General features: G+C 74.1%; 18 protein-coding genes. 14 read left to right on the forward strand and 4 right to left on the reverse strand.

The genetic code is table 11. The features are described 5' to 3' along the window. The first annotated feature begins 182 nt into the window (after window positions 1–182). Window positions 183–1,310 (forward strand): alpha/beta hydrolase, encoded by a 1,128-nt coding sequence (locus ACFVVO_RS34140; RefSeq protein WP_390060224.1) that lies wholly within the window; start codon window positions 183–185, stop codon window positions 1,308–1,310. A gap of 95 nt (window positions 1,311–1,405) precedes the next feature. Beyond that, on the forward strand, window positions 1,406–2,704 hold the full coding sequence (locus ACFVVO_RS34145; protein WP_390060226.1) for a hypothetical protein: 1,299 nt from the start codon (window positions 1,406–1,408) through the stop codon (window positions 2,702–2,704). Between the two features lie 83 nt (window positions 2,705–2,787). Here the strand turns inward: ACFVVO_RS34145 and ACFVVO_RS34150 are convergent, their stop codons facing one another. Together ACFVVO_RS34150 and ACFVVO_RS34155 are read right to left on the reverse strand one after the other, a co-directional pair. Next, window positions 2,788–4,113, reverse strand: coding sequence for a PH domain-containing protein (locus ACFVVO_RS34150; protein ID WP_390060227.1), 1,326 nt, complete (start codon window positions 4,111–4,113; stop codon window positions 2,788–2,790). Continuing rightward, window positions 4,110–4,613: a PH domain-containing protein gene (locus tag ACFVVO_RS34155; RefSeq protein WP_390060229.1), complete on the reverse strand. Its 504-nt coding sequence runs from the start codon at window positions 4,611–4,613 to the stop codon at window positions 4,110–4,112. Before ACFVVO_RS34155 ends, ACFVVO_RS34150 begins: the two co-directional genes overlap by 4 nt. Window positions 4,614–4,644: 31 nt before the next feature. On the opposite strand from ACFVVO_RS34155, the gene ACFVVO_RS34160 reads away from it, so the two are divergent. Next, entirely contained in the window at window positions 4,645–5,793 is a 1,149-nt protein-coding gene (locus tag ACFVVO_RS34160; RefSeq protein ID WP_390060231.1) for an NADH-quinone oxidoreductase subunit D, read from the forward strand. 21 nt (window positions 5,794–5,814) lie between these two features. Here the strand turns inward: ACFVVO_RS34160 and ACFVVO_RS34165 are convergent, their stop codons facing one another. Continuing rightward, window positions 5,815–6,834: an SAM-dependent methyltransferase gene (locus tag ACFVVO_RS34165; protein WP_390060233.1), complete on the reverse strand. Its 1,020-nt coding sequence runs from the start codon at window positions 6,832–6,834 to the stop codon at window positions 5,815–5,817. A gap of 118 nt (window positions 6,835–6,952) precedes the next feature. On the opposite strand from ACFVVO_RS34165, the gene ACFVVO_RS34170 reads away from it, so the two are divergent. From ACFVVO_RS34170 to ACFVVO_RS34180, 3 genes are all read left to right on the forward strand, one after another. Then, window positions 6,953–8,158, forward strand: coding sequence for a sensor histidine kinase (locus ACFVVO_RS34170; protein WP_390060234.1), 1,206 nt, complete (start codon window positions 6,953–6,955; stop codon window positions 8,156–8,158). A gap of 99 nt (window positions 8,159–8,257) precedes the next feature. After that, entirely contained in the window at window positions 8,258–8,929 is a 672-nt protein-coding gene (locus tag ACFVVO_RS34175; protein WP_390060236.1) for a response regulator, read from the forward strand. Between the two features lie 74 nt (window positions 8,930–9,003). Beyond that, entirely contained in the window at window positions 9,004–9,636 is a 633-nt protein-coding gene (locus tag ACFVVO_RS34180) for an AAA family ATPase (protein ID WP_390060238.1), read from the forward strand. Window positions 9,637–9,678: 42 nt separating this feature from the next. Here the strand turns inward: ACFVVO_RS34180 and ACFVVO_RS34185 are convergent, their stop codons facing one another. Further along, on the reverse strand, window positions 9,679–10,851 hold the full coding sequence (locus ACFVVO_RS34185) for a threonine aldolase family protein (RefSeq protein WP_390060240.1): 1,173 nt from the start codon (window positions 10,849–10,851) through the stop codon (window positions 9,679–9,681). A gap of 172 nt (window positions 10,852–11,023) precedes the next feature. Between ACFVVO_RS34185 and ACFVVO_RS34190 the strand changes: the two genes are divergently transcribed. From ACFVVO_RS34190 to ACFVVO_RS34225, 8 genes are all read left to right on the forward strand, one after another. Then, window positions 11,024–11,959: a Rossmann-like and DUF2520 domain-containing protein gene (locus tag ACFVVO_RS34190; RefSeq protein ID WP_390060241.1), complete on the forward strand. Its 936-nt coding sequence runs from the start codon at window positions 11,024–11,026 to the stop codon at window positions 11,957–11,959. Beyond that, complete coding sequence (panC, locus tag ACFVVO_RS34195) at window positions 11,959–12,960, forward strand: pantoate--beta-alanine ligase (RefSeq protein ID WP_390060243.1); 1,002 nt, start codon at window positions 11,959–11,961, stop codon at window positions 12,958–12,960. Before ACFVVO_RS34190 ends, panC begins: the two co-directional genes overlap by 1 nt. Beyond that, on the forward strand, window positions 12,957–14,678 hold the full coding sequence (locus tag ACFVVO_RS34200) for an L-aspartate oxidase (protein WP_390060245.1): 1,722 nt from the start codon (window positions 12,957–12,959) through the stop codon (window positions 14,676–14,678). The genes panC and ACFVVO_RS34200 overlap by 4 nt, the downstream gene beginning before the upstream one ends. Before the next feature lie 4 nt (window positions 14,679–14,682). Continuing rightward, complete coding sequence (nadC, locus tag ACFVVO_RS34205; RefSeq protein ID WP_351667264.1) at window positions 14,683–15,660, forward strand: carboxylating nicotinate-nucleotide diphosphorylase; 978 nt, start codon at window positions 14,683–14,685, stop codon at window positions 15,658–15,660. Window positions 15,661–15,665: 5 nt separating this feature from the next. Beyond that, window positions 15,666–16,463 carry a type III pantothenate kinase gene (locus ACFVVO_RS34210; protein ID WP_250402283.1) on the forward strand — a complete coding sequence of 266 codons (798 nt, stop codon included), beginning with the start codon at window positions 15,666–15,668 and terminating at the stop codon, window positions 16,461–16,463. A gap of 169 nt (window positions 16,464–16,632) precedes the next feature. Then, a complete protein-coding gene (locus ACFVVO_RS34215) occupies window positions 16,633–17,292 on the forward strand; it encodes a hypothetical protein (protein ID WP_390060305.1) in 660 nt (219 codons plus the stop codon). Window positions 17,293–17,348: 56 nt separating this feature from the next. Next, window positions 17,349–17,528, forward strand: a complete 180-nt coding sequence (locus ACFVVO_RS34220; RefSeq protein ID WP_390060247.1) for a hypothetical protein — start codon at window positions 17,349–17,351, stop codon at window positions 17,526–17,528. A gap of 181 nt (window positions 17,529–17,709) precedes the next feature. Next, window positions 17,710–18,159 (forward strand): BlaI/MecI/CopY family transcriptional regulator, encoded by a 450-nt coding sequence (locus tag ACFVVO_RS34225; RefSeq protein ID WP_390060307.1) that lies wholly within the window; start codon window positions 17,710–17,712, stop codon window positions 18,157–18,159.

The following is an 18,159-nucleotide window of genomic DNA, read 5'->3' on the forward strand; positions in this document are numbered from 1 at the left end:
AGACCTTGAACCCGGTGCCGATCGGGGCATCCGGCGACATTGCGCCCTCTAGGACGGTGTCTCGGGGAGAGAGGTTCACTCCCCTCCGGAAAGCCGGGTCAAAGGCCAAGGAAAGCCCCGGGCAAGCCCTCGCGACGATGTGTGGGCGGCGCACGGGCGGAAAGCGCAGGCGGAAACAGCCCATGGGTCTCACGAGCAACAAGGTGCTGCTGCTGGCGATCGTGCTCGCCGCGGCTCTGTTCGTCGCCACGGTGTGGCTGTGGCCACGGCTGGCCCGGCGGAGCTGGCGGTCCGTCAGCGGACGCGTCGGTCTGCTCCTCGCCACGCAGCTCGCCCTCTTCGCCTCCCTCGGGATCGGCGCCAACCAGGCCTTCGGCTTCTACGCCGGCTGGGCGGACCTGTTCGGCCGGGAGACCGAACAGGGGATCGTCGTCGACCACACCTCGGGCGGCGGCTCGGGCGGCCCGCTGCAGGTGCTCTCCACCTCCCCGGTGCCGGGCGTGACGGGTTCCCGGCCGCGGACGGCCGGGCAGATACAGAAGGTCGACATCGTGGGCCGCGGATCCCGCATCGCCTCACCGGCGTACGTCTACCTGCCCCCTGAGTACTTCCAGGCGCGGTACCGCACGCGTACGTTCCCGGCGGCGGTCGTGCTGACCGGTTACCCCGGTACGGCGCAGGCGCTGGTGAACAAGCTCAACTATCCGCGTACGGCGCAGGAGCTGGCCAAGGACGGGCGGATGCAGCCGATGATCCTGGTGATGCTGCGGCCGACCGTGGCGCCGCCGCGGGACACCGAGTGCGTGGACGTCCCGGGCGGGCCGCGGACGGAGACGTTTTTCGCCAAAGACCTCCCCGAGGCCGTGCTGGCCCATTACCGGGTGGGCAAGCGGCCCGGGAGCTGGGGCGTCATCGGCGACTCCACCGGCGGTTACTGCGCGCTGAAGCTGGCCATGCACCACCCGGACGTGTACGCGGCCGGAGCGGGCCTGTCGCCGTACTACAAGGCGCCGATCGACCCCACGACCGGTGACCTCTTCCGCGGCGACCGGAACCTGCGCGACGGCGCCAACCTGTGGTGGGTCCTCAAGCACGCCCCCGCGCCCGACACCTCACTGCTCGTCACCAGCAGCCGGGTCGGCGAGCACAACTACCGGGACACGCTCAGGTTCATAGAGCGGGTGAAGGCCACGAAGACGACCCGGATCTCGTCGATCATCCTGGACAGCGGCGGCCACAACTTCAACACCTGGCGACGGGAGATCCCGCCGACGCTGCAGTGGATCAGCGGAAGGCTGAGCGACCGCTGACCCCTGGTACCGCCGGGGCAGGCGAGCTGTCGGTGTGGCCGTGTTTTTACGGGGCGGGGACCCATGATTCGCCTACGCGCGGTAAGTTTCTGGCCATGCCACGTGGACGCCACCGCCATTCCCCGCCTCTGCACCGGCTGTTGCCACCGTCGGCGATCGCCGGAATCTCCGTCGTCTGCGCGCTGGGTCCCTGGGTGTTCTCCGAGGCCACGGTGTTGCGCGTGCTGGCCGCGGTCGCCGCGGCGACCGCCGTCGCCGGCGCCGTCGTGATGCGCCGCTGGGACACCCATGCGGGCAAGCGGGTCGCCGACCTCACACGCGCGCGTGCCAGCGACGAGTGGCGCTTCGAGGAGCGGCTCGCCGAACTGGAGACCGACCTGGAGGAGTCGCGGGAGCTGCGCACCAAGCTCGAGCGGCGGCTGCGCGCCAAGCGCGCGGAGCTGGCCGGGCTGCGCAACGAGCACGCGGCCCTGCTGCGCCGCTACGCGACCGCCGAGACCGAGCGGGCGAGCGCCCTGGAGGGGCGCCGGCTGCTGGAGATCGAGGCGGGCGAGCCGTCCGGCGCGCTCGCGCTGCCGCCCGCCCGCGGCGCCGAGCCCGAGGCCCCTGACGCCCTCGATGCGGCGGAGACGGCCGACGAGGAGAAGCCGGAGCCCGGCGTGGTGTTCTCGCCCGAGGGCTCGCGGCTCTACCTGCGGGCCGCGACGGCACTGGCCCGGTTCGACGCCGAGGCCCCCGCGAAGCCCGACGCCGAGGCTCCCGCCGAGCCCGGCACCGAGGCTCCCGCGAAGCCCGGCACCGGCGCTCCCGGCAGGCCTGCCGCCGGCGTCGGCTCCGTGAAGCCCGCCGCCGAGCCGTCGGCCGAATCCCGGGCCGCCGGGTCCGTGCCGCCCGGGGCGGCCGCCAAAGGAGAGGGCGCCGCGGACGGCGTGACCGAAGCGGCCGACGCTCCCCGGAGCGAGGGCGCCGTCCAGGAGGACGAGGCGCAGGGGAAGCCCGGGGCGGCCGGGGAGCACACCCGCCCGGCCGCCACCCCGACGGGAACGGCCGAGGCCGCCAAGTCCGCCGGGCAGCAGCCCGCGGGGCACTTCACGGTGCCGACCGCGGTGGCCGTCGTACCGGCCGCGCCCGCCCGGCGCCCCGTGATCGAGGGTGGGTTCGACTTCTTCGGCACTCACAAGGACGCCTCGTCCGAGGCGCTGGAGTCCGTGCAGAACGAGGACCTGGCGGACGTCGTCGGACAGGAGGCCCTCGCGCTGCACAAGGCCGAGGCCGAGGCCGAGTTCAAGACCGCCGACGACCGGGCGCGCGGCGTCGGCCAGGTCATCGACCTGACCGCGCACGACGAGACGGAACAGATCGACGTCCAGGGGCTGCGCAGCGCGGCCTCCTGAGCCGGCACGGCGAACCCACGGGAAACGGAGCCCGGCGCCCCATGAGGGGAGCCGGGCTCCGTCGTACCCGGCGGCCGACCCGCTCAGGCCATCCAGCGGTCCGGGCGGGCGTCCCGGCGGCCGGTGCGGGAGCGCTCCGCCTGGGCGAGCAGCAGCCGGGCGGCCTCGTCCGCGTCGCGCAGCCGCGCCGTGACGGTCCTGCCGGCCCCGGTGTCCACATGCACGTCGGCGAGCCGCCACAGCCGGCCCCAGGGCCCCTGGGTGAGCCGTACGCTCTGCACCTTGGCGTGCGGGACCAGGGACAGCCGGCGGCGCAGCCGGCCGTGCCGGGCGGCGAACACCGCGTCCGTCACCGCGAGGCCGTGCCCGCGCCACCACACCGGTACGCACCAGCGGGCCCGTCGCGGCGGCCGGGCCGGCGACGCCGGTACGGTCACGCCGGGCAGCACGCGCGCTATGACCGACTCGGCGACCGCGCGCGGGGCGACCGGCACCAGCACCGAGTTGTCGGATCCGGCCACGTCCAGTTCCACCCGCACCCAGCCCAGCCGCCGCCACAGCAGCGGCTCCACGATCCGCACCGTCTGGACCCGGCCCGGCGGGACCGTCTCGTGCGCTCGGTCGAGCAGCCCGTGGTCGATGCGCAGCCCGTCCGGGGACTCGCCCACCGACCAGTCGTACTCGGTGACGAACCGGCCCGCGCTGCTCGCGCCCGCGGCGCCCAGCAGCGGCAGGGCGGTGGCGAGGACCGTCCACACGCTGTGCGTGGCGAACCACAGCAGGGGCGGTACGACCAGGGCCGCGGCCAGCGAGCCCCAGGTGGCGCCCGTCAGCAGCAGGGAGAGCACCAGCGCGCGCGGCGGCACGTGCAGCAGTTCCCGCGCCGGTGCCTCGCCGACCTCGCGCGCCGTCTCGGGCGCGAAGCCCGCCGCGCGCGCGAGCAGTTCCGCGCGCAGGGCACGCGCCTCCCGCTCGCCCAGGAAGGCGAGTTCGTCCTTCTTGGCGGCGCCGACGACGTCGATGCGGAGCTTGGCCACCCCCGCCACGCGCGCGAGGAGCGGCCGGGTGACGTCGACCGCCTGGATGCGCTCCAGGCGGATGTGCGCGGTGCGCCGGAACAGCAGCCCGGTACGGATGCGCAGTTCGCCGCCGGTGACCGCGAAGTGCGTGAACCACCAGGACAGGAAGCCGTACAGGCCGGCCGCCGGGACCAGCACGCTGAGCCCTATGAGCAGCATGGTGCCGGTCAGCCTCGTCAACTGCTCCTGCGCCGCGTTCGGGTCGTGCACGGCCCAGCCGGCGAGTACGGCGACCGGCGCCCAGGCCCGGCGGAACGGCGTGACGGGGTGCAGCCGCCGCTCGGCGACCGGCGGACGGTCCGGCACGCCGCCGGGGACCGGGGCCGTCACAGCCCCGCCGACCGGGCCTCGCCCAGCTCGGTGAGCCGGTCGCGCAGCCGTTCCGCCTCGGCCGGGTCCAGGCCCGGGACGACCGCGTCGGTCGCCGCGGCCGCGGTGTGCAGCTGGACGCTGGCCAGCCCGAAGTACCGCTCCAGGGGGCCCGAGGTGACCTCCACGAGCTGCATGCGCCCGTACGGCACCACGGTCTCCTCGCGCCACAGCACGCCGCGGCGGATCAGCAGGTCGTCGGCGCGCTCGGTGTATCGCCAGGAGCGCCAGTTGCGGCCCAGCAGCCGCCAGAACCACGCGGCCAGGGCCAGGGGGACCAGCGCGAAGGCGCCCCAGGCCGGTCCCGCGAGCAGTCCGGGCAGCAGCCCCGCCGCCAGGGCGAGCACGCCCGTCCACACCACCAGCAACAGCCGGCGCATGCGCAGCAGCCCGGGCGGCAGCCCCCGCCACACCGGTTCGTCCCCCGTCACCCCGGTCTCCGCCGGGCTCCCCGTCTCCATGGGGCCAGCGTACGTAGGGGAGACTGGGTCCATGACTGCGACGGAGACCACGGTCGGCGTCGGCGGCGCCGCCGAGAGCACCGACATGGTGCTCAACATCGGCCCCCAGCATCCGTCCACGCACGGCGTGCTGCGGCTCAAGCTGGTGCTGGACGGCGAGCGCATCCAGCGCGCGGAGCCGGTGATCGGCTACATGCACCGGGGCGCGGAGAAGCTCTTCGAGGCGCGCGACTACCGGCAGATCATCATGCTCGCCAACCGCCACGACTGGCTGTCGGCGTTCTCCAACGAGCTGGGCGTGGTCCTCGCCGTGGAGCGGATGCTCGGCATGGAGGTCCCCGAGCGCGCGGTGTGGACGCGCACGCTGCTCGCCGAGCTGAACCGGGTGCTGAACCATCTGATGTTCCTCGGGTCGTACCCGCTGGAGCTGGGCGGGATCACGCCGGTGTTCTACGCGTTCCGGGAGCGCGAGGTGCTCCAGAACGTCATGGAGGAGGTCTCCGGCGGGCGTATGCACTACATGTTCAACCGCGTCGGCGGCCTCAAGGAGGACCTGCCGGCCGGGTGGACGGCACGCGCGCGTGCCGCCGTCGCCGCCGTGCGTTCCCGCATGGACGTCTTCGACGACCTGGTGCTCGGCAACGAGATCTTCCGGGGGCGCACGAGGGGCGTGGGGGCACTCGCGCCGGAGGCCGTGCACGCCTACGGCGTGAGCGGGCCCATCGCGCGCGCCTCCGGCGTCGACTTCGACCTGCGCCGCGACGAGCCCTATCTGGCGTACGGCGACCTCCAGGACACCCTGAGGGTCGTCACCCGGGACGAGGGCGACTGCCTGGCCCGCTTCGAGTGTCTCCTGGAGCAGACCCACAACGCCCTGGACCTCGCCGACGCCTGCCTGGACCGGCTGGCCGAGCTGCCGCCGGGGCCGGTCAACCAGCGGCTGCCCAAGGTGCTGAAGGCGCCCGAGGGGCACACGTACGCGTGGACCGAGAACCCGCTCGGCATCAACGGCTACTACCTGGTCAGCAAGGGTGAGAAGACCCCGTACCGGCTGAAGCTGCGCTCGGCGTCGTACAACAACATCCAGGCGCTGACCGAGCTGCTGCCGGGGACGCTGGTGGCGGACATGGTGGCGATCCTGGGGTCGCTGTTCTTCGTGGTGGGGGACATCGACAAGTAGCGCCCGGGGAGCCGGCGGGGCTCAGGCGAGCGGGTCCGGGACGCCGACCGGCTGGAGCAGCCAGCCGAAGCCGCCGAGCCCGTCCGGGGCGGTGAGTTCGGCGGCCTCCCCGGCGCTCGCGAGGGCGCGCACGTAGGCCGTCGGGTCCGTGGAGGCCAGTGCGAGCGGGGGGCGCGCGCCGGTGAGGTCCAGGGCGTGCAGGGCGTCGCGTTGCGTGAGCAGGCGCGCGGGCGGGGAAGCCTCCGCGCGTGCCGCCGCGCACGCGTCCAGCGCGACATGCGCCGTGATGTCGCAGGAGCCGTCCGGTACGGGCGCCGTCTCGCGCCCCTCCCGGAACCCGGTGAGGGTCCCGAACAGCGGGCGCGTGCCGGCGGTGTGCGCGTAGTCCACGGCCACCGCGAGCCCGCGTTCCACCCGCTCCACCGCGGCCGCCCAGGCCAGGTCCCTGGGCCGTCCGATCTCCGCGCGCAGCCCCTGCTCGGCGGGCAGCGGCCACCACCGGGCCAGCCAGTCGGCGTCCGCCCCCGACACCGGCTCCCCGAGCCGCTCCGTGCCGTCCGCCGTGACGAGCACCAGCCTGGGCACTCCCGCCGGGTCCACCTCGGCGACGTCCACCGGCACGTTGTCCAGCCACTCGTTGGCGAACAGCAGCCCGGTGACCGTGCCCGGGGGCTCGCTCAGCCAGGTGATCCGCTCGTCCAGCGCCGCCGGACGCGCGGCGAGCTCGACGGCGTACCCGCGCGCGCGGGCTGCCACGCCGGCCGGCAGCGCCGCGAGCACGGCGGTGACCAGCTCACCCCGCCCGGCGCCCATGTCGACGAAGTCCAGGGTGCCCGGCCGGCCGAGCGCCTCGTCGACCCGGCACAGCAGCCGGGCCACGGCGCGTGCGAACAGCGGGGAGGCGTGCACCGACGTACGGAAGTGCCCGGCCGGGCCCTCGGGCCGCCGGTAGAAGCCGCCCGGCCCGTACAGCGCCTCCTGGGCCGCCTGCCGCCACCCGCGTCCCTCGCGCCCGCTTCGCGCCGTCGCCTCGTCCGTCACCGAGACAGACTAGGCGCACAGGTGATCACTTCCTCCACCTTGCGGAGTACGCGTGCCCCGTGGGGATCGGCCCTCCGGTTGACCCCTGCACTCATTTCATTTCCCTACTCTGGGTTACGTGCAGCGCCTCTATGACTTTCTCCGCAGGCACCCGACATGGGTCGACACCTTCTGGGCCGTCGTCCTGTTCGGGCTCTCCGGTGTGAGCGTGGTGAGTCTCAGCAGGGCGCCCGGACACCACATGCCGGTCGTCGGGGGGCTGGCGGTGTCCGCCGTGCTGTGCGTCGTCGTGGCGCTGCGCCGCCGCTTCCCCGAGCCGATGCTGCTGCTGGCCCTCGCGACCGGGCTCGCCCAGCTGATCCTGGACGTCGAGCCGACCGCCGCCGACTTCGCCATGCTGGTGATCACCTACACGGTCGCGACGATGGGCGCGCGCTGGGCCTCCCGGCTCGCGCTCACCGTCAGCCTGTTCGCGGCCGCCCTGGCCCAGATCCGCTGGCCCGCCGACCACACCAGCGTGCTGGGCCAGCTTGCGATAGCGGTGTTCCAGACGGTGCCGTTCGCCCTGGCCTGGGTGCTCGGTGACTCCATGCGCACCCGTCGCGCCTACTTCGCCCAGCTCGAGGAGCGCGCCGCCCGGCTGGAGCGGGAGCGCGAGGCGCAGTCCAAGGTCGCGGTCGCCGCCGAGCGCGCCCGGATCGCGCGCGAGCTGCACGACGTCGTCGCGCACAACGTGTCGGTGATGGTGGTGCAGGCCGACGGCGCCGCCTACGTCCTGGACGCCGCCCCCGACCAGGCGAAGAAGGCCCTGGAGACCATCTCCTCCACCGGCCGGCAGGCCCTCGCCGAGATGCGCCGCCTGCTGGGCGTGCTGCGCACCGGCGAGCACCAGGAGACGGGGAAGTACGTCCCGCAGCCGGACGTCGAGCAGATCGACGACCTCGTCGAGCAGTGCCGCACCTCGGGCCTGCCCGTCGACTTCAGGGTCGAGGGCACCCCGCGCCCGCTGCCCAGCGGGGTGGAGCTGACCGCGTACCGCATCGTGCAGGAGGCGCTCACCAACACCCGCAAGCACGGCGGGCCCAATGCGGGCGCGAGCGTGCGTCTCGTCTACTTCGACGACGGGCTCGGCCTGCTCGTCGAGGACGACGGCAAGGGCGCCCCGCACGAGCTGTACGAGGAGGGCGGTGCCGACGGACGGGGGCACGGCCTGATCGGCATGCGGGAGCGGGTCGGGATGGTCGGCGGCACCCTGGACGCCGGCCCACGTCCTGGTGGAGGCTTCCGCATCAGCGTGCTGCTGCCGCTCAAACCAGCGCACTGACGCCGCCGCACGCCCCCTGTTGACACCTGTCATGCCCCCGGCGCGACCCCTTGACGACGACCCCGCACGACCCCCGATGACGAACGGAAGAGGACCCCGATGACGATCCGCGTGATGCTCGTGGACGACCAGGTGCTGCTGCGCACCGGGTTCCGGATGGTGCTCGCCGCCCAGCCGGACATGGAGGTCGTCGCCGAGGCGGGCGACGGCGTCGAGGCCCTCCAGACGGTCCGCTCCACCGGCGTCGACGTGGTCCTGATGGACGTCCGCATGCCGAAGCTGGACGGCGTGGAGGCCACCCGGCGGATCTGCGCCGAGCCCAACCCGCCGAAGGTGCTGATCCTGACCACGTTCGACCTGGACGAGTACGCCTTCTCCGGGCTGAAGGCGGGCGCCTCCGGCTTCATGCTCAAGGACGTGCCGCCCGGCGAGCTGCTGACGGCCATCCGCGCCGTGCACAGCGGGGACGCGGTGGTGGCGCCCTCCACCACCCGGCGTCTGCTGGACCGGTTCGCGCCGATGCTGCCGTCCGGCGTCAAGGAGCCCCGGCACAAGGAGCTGGAGCGGCTCACGGACCGCGAGCGCGAGGTCATGATGCTGGTCGCGCAGGGCCTGTCCAACGGGGAGATCGCGGCCCGGCTGGTGCTGTCCGAGGCGACCGTGAAGACCCATGTGGGCCGCATCCTGACCAAGCTCGGCCTGCGCGACCGGGTGCAGGTGGTGGTGCTGGCCTACGAGACCGGACTGGTGCGGGCCGGCGGCCACGGCTGACCGCGGCCACGGCTGACCGGCCGCCATGGCCGACCGGCCCCGGCGGGCGGGCCCGCGTCGGTAGGGTCGCCGTCATGCTCCTGTGGATCAACGGCCCCTTCGGGGGCGGCAAGACACAGACCGCGTACGAGATCCAGCGCCGCCTGCCCGGCAGCGTCGTCTGTGACCCCGAGCACGTCGGATCCGGCCTCCACCGCATGCTTCCGCCCGGACTGCGCGGCGACTTCCAGGACCTGACGTCCTGGCGGCAGGGCGTCGTCGAGGTCCTCGACCTGGCCCTCGCCGGGCACGAGGGCGTGGTCGTCGCCCCCATGACGGTGACCGACCCGGGCCACTTCGCCGAGACGGTCGGCCGACTGCGCGGACTCGGCCACGACGTACGGCACTTCACGCTGCTCGCGGAACGCGAGACGGTGCTCAGGAGGTTGCGCGAGCGCCGCTTCGGGCACCTCCTGCGGCTCGCCGGTGGGAAGGGAACCGGGGCGGGCGGGGAGACCTGGGCGGTCGGCCGGCTCGACCACTGCCTGCGGCGGCTGCGCGAGCCGGAGTTCGCCGAGCACCTGTGGACGGACCACACCACCGTGCCGAAGACGGCGGACCGCATCGCCGTCCTGGCGGGCCTCACCCTCCGCCCCCGTCACGAGGGCCCGGTACGGACCCGGCTGCGGCAGGCCGGCCTGGGCCTGCGGCACATCCGGTTCGACTGAGGCGCCGCCCGCCGCCCGCCGCCCGCCGCCCGCCGTCCGCGGCTACGGCGCCGTCGGCAGCCGGGCCGCGAAGTCCGCGACCGCCGCCCGCACGTCGTCCGCCGTCCACTCCAGGCCCGCCGAGCGGAGGGTGACCTCGGTGCACGCGACGCCGGACCCGGCCTCCTCCCAGCCGTTCGCGAAGAGCAGTACCGAGGTCTCCTCGCCCTGCCGCACCGCCGCCTCGGCCACCACCTCGGGCCGGTACGGCAGCCAGACCTGGAACTCATGGGTGTGCGGCACCTCGGGGTGCACGCGCGCCCACGGCAGGCCGGCCGCGGCGAACCCCTCGCGCAGCGCGGCCGCGACCACGCGCGCGTGGCGCACGTACTCCGGCAGCCGGGGCAGTTCCCGGTCCAGTCCGACGAGCGCCGACAGCGCGGTCGGGAACTGCTGGAAGACCATCCCGCCGTACCGGTGCCGCCAGGTCCTCGCCTGCTCGACCAGGGACTTCGGGCCGGCCAGCGCGGCGCCGCCGAAACCGTCGAGGGACTTGTAGAACGACACGTACACGCTGTCCGCCAGGCCGGCTATCTCGTCCAGGGGCCGGCCGAAGTGGACGGTCGACTCCCACAGGCGCGCGCCGTCGAAGTGCACCACCGCGTCACGTTCCCGGGCCGCCGCCACGACCTCGGTCAGCTCCTCCCAGGAGGGCAGCAGGAAACCGGCGTCCCTGAGGGGCAGCTCCAGCATCAGCGCCCCGAAGGGCTCGGGGAAGTCGCGTATCTCCCCGGCCGTGGGCAGCCGGGGCTCGCTGGTCACCCGGACCGGACGCAGGCCGGCGACCTGGCTCAGCGCGTGCCGTTCGTGCACCTCGGGGTGGGCCAGACCGTGCAGGGCCACGGTGGTGTCGCCGGTGCGGGCCGCCCAGCAGCGCAGAGCGACCTGCTGGGCCATCGTGCCGGTCGGGAAGAACGCGGCGGCCTCCGTGCCGAGCAGCGCGGCGACCCGCTCCTCCAGGGCGGCCACGACCCCGTCGCCGTAGATGTCCGCCGGTTCGTCCAGGTCGTACACCGCCGGGGCGGCCTCCTGCAGCAGCGCCAGCCGCTCGCGGATCGAGCCCCGCCAGCCCGCGCGCGACAGCACCCGCCGCGCCTGCCGCTGGGCGACCCCGCGCCGCTCGCGAAGCCGCTGTGCCGCCGACCGCTCCTCGCCCTGCTCAGCCGTATCGCTCATGCGGGGGATCATGCCCTGCGCGGCCCCGGCGCGGCAGCCGGATTTCCCCGCGCCGGAACCGTGGCGAAACCCACAGCCTGTGGACAACCGGCCGCCCCCCGCCGGATAGCGTTAACATGACGAGAAATCGTCCGGTACCCAGAGCGGACTGGAACGGGAAGGCCACCGTCGCGTGAGTACAGTCCACCAGCCAGACCTCAAGGACCGCCCCGCGCGGCTCACCGTAGGCGTCGTCGGCGCCGGACGCGTGGGCCCCGCCCTGGCCGCGTCCCTCCAGCTCGCCGGGCACCGCCCGGTGGCCGTGTCCGGAGTCTCCGACGCCTCCCGCAGGCGCGCCGAGGCGATGCTCCCGGACGTGCCCCTGGTGCCTCCCGCCGAGGTCCTCCAGCGCGCCGACCTGGTGCTGCTCACCGTCCCTGACGACGCCCTGCCCGGCCTGGTCACCGGCCTCGCCGAGACCGGCGCCGTACGGCCCGGACAACTGCTCGTGCACACCTCCGGCCGGTACGGCGCGAAGGTCCTCGACCCCGCCCTGCGCGCGGGCGCGCTGCCGCTCGCGCTGCATCCGGCGATGACCTTCACCGGCACCCCCGTCGACGTCCAGCGGCTGGCGGGCTGCTCCTTCGGGGTCACCGCGCCCGAGGAGCTGCGGCTGGCCGCCGAGGCCCTGGTCATCGAGATGGGCGGCGAGCCCGAGTGGATCAGCGAGGAGAACCGCCCGCTGTACCACGCGGCCCTCGCCCTCGGCGCCAACCACCTGGTGACCCTGGTCGCCCAGTCCATGGAGCTGCTGCGCACGGCCGGCGTCTCCGCCCCCGACCGGATGCTCGGCCCGCTGCTCGGCGCCGCCCTGGACAACGCGCTGCGCTCCGGCGACGCCGCGCTCACCGGCCCCGTCGCGCGCGGGGACGCCGGAACGGTCGCGGCGCATGTCGCCGAGTTGCGCAAGCACTCCCCGCAGGCCGTCGCCGGCTATCTGGCGATGGCCCGCGCGACCGCCGACCGGGCGCTCGCCCACGGCCTGCTGAAGCCGGAGCTCGCCGAGGACCTGCTCGGTGTGCTGGCCGACGGCACGAACGGGACCAACGGCACCGAGGGGAACGCCTGATGACCACCGCCCTGCTGAGCACCGCCGAAGAGCTGCAAGCGCGCGTGCGCCACGGCCGCCGTGCCGTCGTGATGACCATGGGAGCGCTGCACGAGGGCCACGCCACGCTGATCCGCGCCGCGCGCGAGATCGCCGGGCCGGAGGGCGAGGTCGTCGTCACCGTCTTCGTCAACCCGCTGCAGTTCGGCGCCGGCGAGGACCTCGACCGCTACCCGCGCACCCTGGACGCCGACCTGAAGCTCGCCGAACAGGCGGGCGCCGACGCCGTCTTCGCGCCCGCCGTGGACGAGGTCTACCCGGGCGGCGAACCCCAGGTGCGCATCACCGCGGGCCCCATGGGCGAGCGCCTGGAGGGTGCCTCGCGGCCCGGGCACTTCGACGGGATGCTCACCGTCGTCGCCAAGCTGCTGCACCTCACCCGCCCCGACGCCGCCCTGTACGGCCAGAAGGACGCCCAGCAACTGGCCCTGATCCGCCGCATGGTGCGCGACCTGAACTTCGGCGTGGAGATCGTCGGAGTCCCGACCGTGCGCGAGGAGGACGGGCTCGCCCTGTCCAGCCGCAACCGCTACCTCTCGCCCGGCGAACGCCGCACCGCCCTCGCGCTGTCCCGCGCCCTGTTCGCCGGCCGGGACCGGCACGCCGCGCAGGAGGCGCTGCGCGCGCGAGCCCGCGAAGTGCCCTCCACGCACGCGCGTGCGGAGGCGCTGAGCGCCATAGGCGAGTCCCGCGCGGCGGCCGACGCGCACGCGGTCGCCACCGCCGCGCCCGGCGGCCCGGCGGCCGTCCGCGCCGCCGTGCACCAGGTCCTGGACGAGGCCGCGCGCTTCGACCCGCCGCTGAAGCTGGACTACCTCGCCCTGGTCGACCCGTCCGACTTCACCGAGATCGGCGACGGCTTCATCGGCGAGGCCGTCCTCGCCATGGCCGCCCGCGTCGGCACCACCCGGCTGATCGACAACCTGCCCCTCACCTTCGGATCCCTCGGAGCCGCCTCGTGACCAGCACAGGCATACGACTGCACGCGCCCGCACCCGGGTGGAGCATCTCAGCGGACGTGGTCGTCGTCGGCTCCGGCGTGGCCGGCCTGACCGCGGCGCTGCGCTGCGAGGCCGCGGGCCTGACGACCGTCGTCGTCACCAAGGCCCGCCTCGACGACGGCTCCACGCGCTGGGCGCAGGGCGGCATCGCCGCCGCCCTCGGTGAGGGCGACACCCCCGAGCAGCACCTTGAGGACACCCTGGTGGCGGGCGCGGGCCTGTGCGACGAGGATGCCGTGCGCATCCTCGTCACCGAGGGCCCCGACGCCGTACGGCGGCTGATCTCCACCGGCGCCCACTTCGACACCGACGACGAGGGCGGCATCCAGCTCACCCGCGAGGGCGGCCACCACCGGCGCCGTATCGCGCACGCGGGCGGGGACGCCACCGGCGCGGAGATCTCCCGGGCCCTCGTGGACGCGGTACGCGCGCGTGGACTGCGCACCGTCGAGAACGCGCTCGTGCTCGACCTGCTGACCGACGCCGAGGGCCGTACGGCCGGCGTCACCCTGCATGTGATGGGCGAGGGCCAGCACGACGGCGTGGGCGCCGTGCACGCCCCCGCGGTGGTCCTGGCGACCGGCGGCATGGGCCAGGTGTTCTCCGCGACCACCAACCCCTCGGTGTCGACCGGCGACGGTGTGGCGCTGGCGCTGCGCGCGGGCGCGGAGGTCAGCGATCTGGAGTTCGTGCAGTTCCACCCGACCGTGCTGTTCCTCGGCGCGGACGCCGAGGGCCAGCAGCCGCTGGTCTCCGAGGCGGTGCGCGGCGAGGGCGCCCACCTGGTCGACGGGGACGGCGCGCGCTTCATGGTGGGGCAGCACGAGCTGGCCGAGCTGGCGCCCCGGGACATCGTCGCCAAGGGCATCATGCGCCGCATGCAGGAGCAGGACGCCGAGCACATGTTCCTCGACGCCCGGCACTTCGGCGCCGAGATGTGGGAGCACCGCTTCCCGACCATCCTGGCCGCCTGCCGCGCCAACGGCATCGACCCGGTGACGGAGCGCGTCCCGGTCGCCCCGGCCGCCCACTACGCCTCCGGCGGCGTCCGCACCGACGCCCGGGGCCGTACGACCGTGCCCGGCCTGTACGCGTGCGGCGAGGTCGCCTGCACCGGCGTGCACGGCGCCAACCGCCTCGCCTCCAACTCCCTGCTCGAAGGCCTCGTCTACGCCGAGCGCATCGCCGCCGACATCGCCGGGGCCCGAGCGCAGGGCGGCCTCCCCGCGCGCGAGCCCGCACAGCTCGCGCACCCCGAGACGCCCAGCCACCCGCTGCTGGCCCCGGAGTCCCGGTTCGCCATCCAGCGGATCATGACCGACGGCGCGGGCGTGCTCCGTTCGGCACGGTCGCTCCAGCAAGCCGCGGACCAGCTCCAGCGGTTGCACGGCGAGGCCCGTGACGCCCTGCGCGAGAACGGCAAGACCGCCGAGCCCGGTGTCGACACCTGGGAGGCCACCAACCTCCTGTGCGTGGCCCGGGTCCTGGTCGCCGCCGCCCTGCGGCGCGAGGAGACCCGCGGCTGCCACTGGCGCGAGGACCGCGCCGAGCGCGACGACGCCCACTGGCGGCGCCACATCGTCGTACGGCTCGGTCCGGACCGGTCACTGGCCGTACACACCACGGACACCGCAGACTTCCCCCCTACCCGGCCCCACCAGCGTTCCCAGGAGCAGTGACAAAGTGAGCACCGACGACCTTCCCCTCGCCCCGACCGGCGGCTGCGGCGACGGCTGCGCCTGTGGCGCCGAGGGCGACGAGGAGTACCTGGAGTGCGGGCTCGACCCCGCGCTCGCCGAACTGCTGGCCGCCGCCGGACTCGACCCCGTCGAGGTCGAGGACATCGCGAACGTCGCCATCCAGGAGGACCTGGACGGCGGGGTGGACGTGACGACCGACTCGACCATCCCCGAGGACGCCGTCGCCACCGGCGACTTCACCGCGCGCGAGGCCGGAGTGGTGGCGGGCCTGCGGGTCGCCGAGGCCGTGCTCTCGGTGGTCTGCACCGACGAGTTCGAGGTCGAGCGGCACGTCGAGGACGGTGACCGCGTCGAGGCCGGGCAGCGCCTGCTGTCGGTCACCACGCGCACGCGCGACCTGCTCACCGCCGAGCGCAGCGCCCTGAACCTGCTGTGCCGCCTGTCCGGCATCGCGACCGCCACGCGCGCGTGGGCGGACGTCCTGGAGGGCACCAAGGCCCGCGTGCGCGACACCCGCAAGACCACTCCGGGGCTGCGCTCCCTGGAGAAGTTCGCCGTGCGCTGCGGCGGCGGGGTCAACCACCGCATGTCCCTCTCGGACGCGGCCCTGGTGAAGGACAACCACGTGGTCGCCGCCGGGGGCGTCGCGCCGGCGTTCAAGGCCGTGCGGGAGGCCTTCCCGGAGGTGCCGATCGAGGTCGAGGTCGACACCCTGCACCAGCTGCGCGAGGTCGTCGAGGCGGGCGCCGACCTGGTCCTGCTGGACAACTTCACGCCGGGCGAGTGCGCGGAGGCCGTCGGGATCGCCGGCGGGCGGGCGCTGCTGGAGGCCTCGGGCCGGCTCACCCTCGACACCGCGCGCGCGTACGCCGAGACCGGGGTGGACTTCCTGGCCGTCGGCGCCCTCACCCACTCCTCGCCGATCCTGGACATCGGCCTGGACCTGCGCGAGGCGGAGTAACGCCCATGCTGCTCACGATCGACGTCGGAAACACGCACACCGTGCTCGGCCTGTTCGACGGCGAGGACATCGTCGAGCACTGGCGCATCTCCACGGACGCGCGCCGCACCGCGGACGAGCTGGCGGTCCTGCTGCAGGGCCTGATGGGCATGCACCCGCTGCTCGGCGACGGCCTGGGCGACGGCATCGACGGCATCGCCATCTGCGCGACCGTCCCGTCCGTGCTGCACGAGCTGCGCGAGGTCACCCGCCGCTACTACGGCGACGTGCCGGCGGTGCTGGTCGAGCCGGGCGTGAAGACCGGGGTGCCGATCCAGTTCGACAACCCCAAGGAGGTCGGCGCCGACCGGATCATCAACGCGGTCGCGGCGAACGAGCTGTACGGCGGCCCGGCGATCGTCGTCGACTTCGGTACGGCGACCACCTTCGACGCGGTCTCCGCGCGCGGGGAGTACGTCGGCGGGGTCATCGCGCCCGGCATCGAGATCTCGGTGGAGGCCCTGGGCATCAGGGCCGCGCAGCTCCGGAAGATCGAGGTGGCCAGGCCCCGGAACGTGATCGGCAAGAACACCGTCGAGGCCATGCAGTCGGGCGTCGTGTACGGCTTCGCCGGACAGGTCGACGGCGTGGTGAGCCGGATGGCCCGGGAGCTGGCCGACGACCCCGACGAGGTCACGGTGATCGCCACCGGCGGTCTCGCGCCGGTGGTGCTGGGCGAGTCCTCGGTGATCGACGAGCACCAGCCCTGGCTGACCCTGATCGGCCTGCGCCTGGTCTACGAGCGGAACGTGTCGCGGCTGTGAGGCGACCGGCGCCCGGTGGGGCGCCGGTTCTCGCCGTCCACACGCGCGGGTGACACCGGGCGGGGGAACCGGGCGGCGACACGCGGCGACACAACGCCCCGATCCGTCACTTTTGTCCGATTAGCGGTAGCGTCGCCGCATGCCCACGCCATATGGATCCCGCGGCGGCATGGTGTTCGGTGCGCAGGAGCTGCGTGTGCTCCGCCGCGCCCTCGCCCTCGCCCTTCACCCCGGCCGAGCGTCCGCCGAGGACGTCAAGGACTGCTTCCGTCTCGCCGCGTCCCTGGACGAGGCGATGTGCGAGGCGGCCCGGCTGCGCGCCTTCCTGGTGGCCGACCTCGACCGGTACCGCGCCGCCCTGCCGGGGACCGCGGCCGGCTACCTCGCCCTGTTGGAGGAGGTGCTGGGCGCCGGGTACCGGCCGGTGCCGGACGATCTGGCCGCCCTGCGGGCACTGCGCGGGAACCCGAAGGGCGCCGCCCTGCTGGAGCGCTGCCGGTCGCTCGCCGAGCAGGATGTACGGGCCCGCTTCGCGCAGGGCGCACGCAAGGTCCCGGCGCCCGCCGTACCGCCCTCCAGGACGCGCCTGCTGGCCCTCAGGGGCGGCGCGGGGGGCGACGCGGCCCAGACCGCCGAGGGGCAGGAGAAACCGGCTCAGAAGCCCGCTCCGAAGCCCGGCCAGGCCCCTCCCGGGCGGCCCGCCGAGCGCCCGGCGGGAGAACCCGCCCCGAAGCGCCCCATCCCGACGCCGGGCGAGGTCTTCCCGAAGCGCAAGCCGCCCACACCGCCCGCCGACCAGGCGCAGTCGCGGCAGCTCGCCGCCGGCTGACCCCGCGCCGCCCACCCCGCCCCTTTCGTCCCGGCCCGCGTGGCTACCCTGGTGCCATGGACTACGTCGCCGCGCTCGTGCCCCCGGTCGTCATGGCCGTGTTCTTCATCGGTGTGGTCAGGGTGATCGTGAAGACCCAGGGCGGGGCCGCCAAGGCCAAGGAGGACGCGGCCGTCGACGCCGCCCTCGCGCGCGTGGAGGGCGGTCGCGAGACCCCCGCCGCCGGCGACGCCTGAGCCGCCTCACCCACCCGCCCCCGTCAGGGCGTACGACTCCGCGCACCCCGGTGCTTTCCGAGCCGTACGCCCTTTTTGTTCGCTTTGGCGACCTAAGTGCACGTCCGGCGGGCCTTCGGCCGAATCTCCCACTATTGTTCTGGCTGTGCCTCGCCCATTGGGAGAACTCGAAGACGCGGTCATGACGCGGGTGTGGAAGTGGAACCGCCCGGTGACCGTTCGAGAAGTCCTGGAAGATCTCCAGCAGGAACGGTCCATCGCGTACACCACCGTGATGACCGTTTTGGACAATCTCCATCAGAAGGGCTGGGTGCGCCGCGAGGCGGAAGGACGTGCCTATCGATATGAGGCGGTCTCCACCCGCGCCGCCTACGCCGCCGCGCTGATGAACGACGCCTGGTCGCAGAGCGACAACCCGGCCGCCGCTCTCGTCGCCTTCTTCGGGATGATGAGCGAGGAACAGCGCCAGGCCCTCAGCGACGCCGTACGCATCGTCCAGGGACCGGCACCCGCACAAGCGCCGGCACCCGCACAAGGGCCAGAACCCGCACAAGCGCGGGAAGCCGCGGAACCCGGCGAAGCACCGGAAGTGCAGAACCCCGGCGCGGCGGGGGACACCTCCGGGCGATAG

This window comes from Streptomyces sp. NPDC058145 (genome assembly GCF_042884245.1).
Lineage (GTDB): Bacteria > Actinomycetota > Actinomycetes > Streptomycetales > Streptomycetaceae > Streptomyces.

Excerpts from the sequence above, each read along its gene's own strand:
- ACFVVO_RS34220 (WP_390060247.1), top strand. The coding sequence starts at position 17,349 with ATGGACTACGTCGCCGCGCTCGTGCCCCCGGTCGTCATGGCCGTGTTC.
- ACFVVO_RS34185 (WP_390060240.1), bottom strand. The coding sequence starts at position 10,851 with ATGAGCGATACGGCTGAGCAGGGCGAGGAGCGGTCGGCGGCACAGCGG.
- ACFVVO_RS34140 (WP_390060224.1), top strand. The coding sequence starts at position 183 with ATGGGTCTCACGAGCAACAAGGTGCTGCTGCTGGCGATCGTGCTCGCC.
- ACFVVO_RS34210 (WP_250402283.1), top strand. The coding sequence starts at position 15,666 with ATGCTGCTCACGATCGACGTCGGAAACACGCACACCGTGCTCGGCCTG.
- ACFVVO_RS34215 (WP_390060305.1), top strand. The coding sequence starts at position 16,633 with ATGGTGTTCGGTGCGCAGGAGCTGCGTGTGCTCCGCCGCGCCCTCGCC.
- ACFVVO_RS34180 (WP_390060238.1), top strand. The coding sequence starts at position 9,004 with ATGCTCCTGTGGATCAACGGCCCCTTCGGGGGCGGCAAGACACAGACC.
- ACFVVO_RS34145 (WP_390060226.1), top strand. The coding sequence starts at position 1,406 with ATGCCACGTGGACGCCACCGCCATTCCCCGCCTCTGCACCGGCTGTTG.
- panC (WP_390060243.1), top strand. The coding sequence starts at position 11,959 with ATGACCACCGCCCTGCTGAGCACCGCCGAAGAGCTGCAAGCGCGCGTG.
- ACFVVO_RS34155 (WP_390060229.1), bottom strand. The coding sequence starts at position 4,613 with ATGGAGACGGGGAGCCCGGCGGAGACCGGGGTGACGGGGGACGAACCG.
- ACFVVO_RS34175 (WP_390060236.1), top strand. The coding sequence starts at position 8,258 with ATGACGATCCGCGTGATGCTCGTGGACGACCAGGTGCTGCTGCGCACC.
- ACFVVO_RS34160 (WP_390060231.1), top strand. The coding sequence starts at position 4,645 with ATGACTGCGACGGAGACCACGGTCGGCGTCGGCGGCGCCGCCGAGAGC.
- ACFVVO_RS34225 (WP_390060307.1), top strand. The coding sequence starts at position 17,710 with ATGACGCGGGTGTGGAAGTGGAACCGCCCGGTGACCGTTCGAGAAGTC.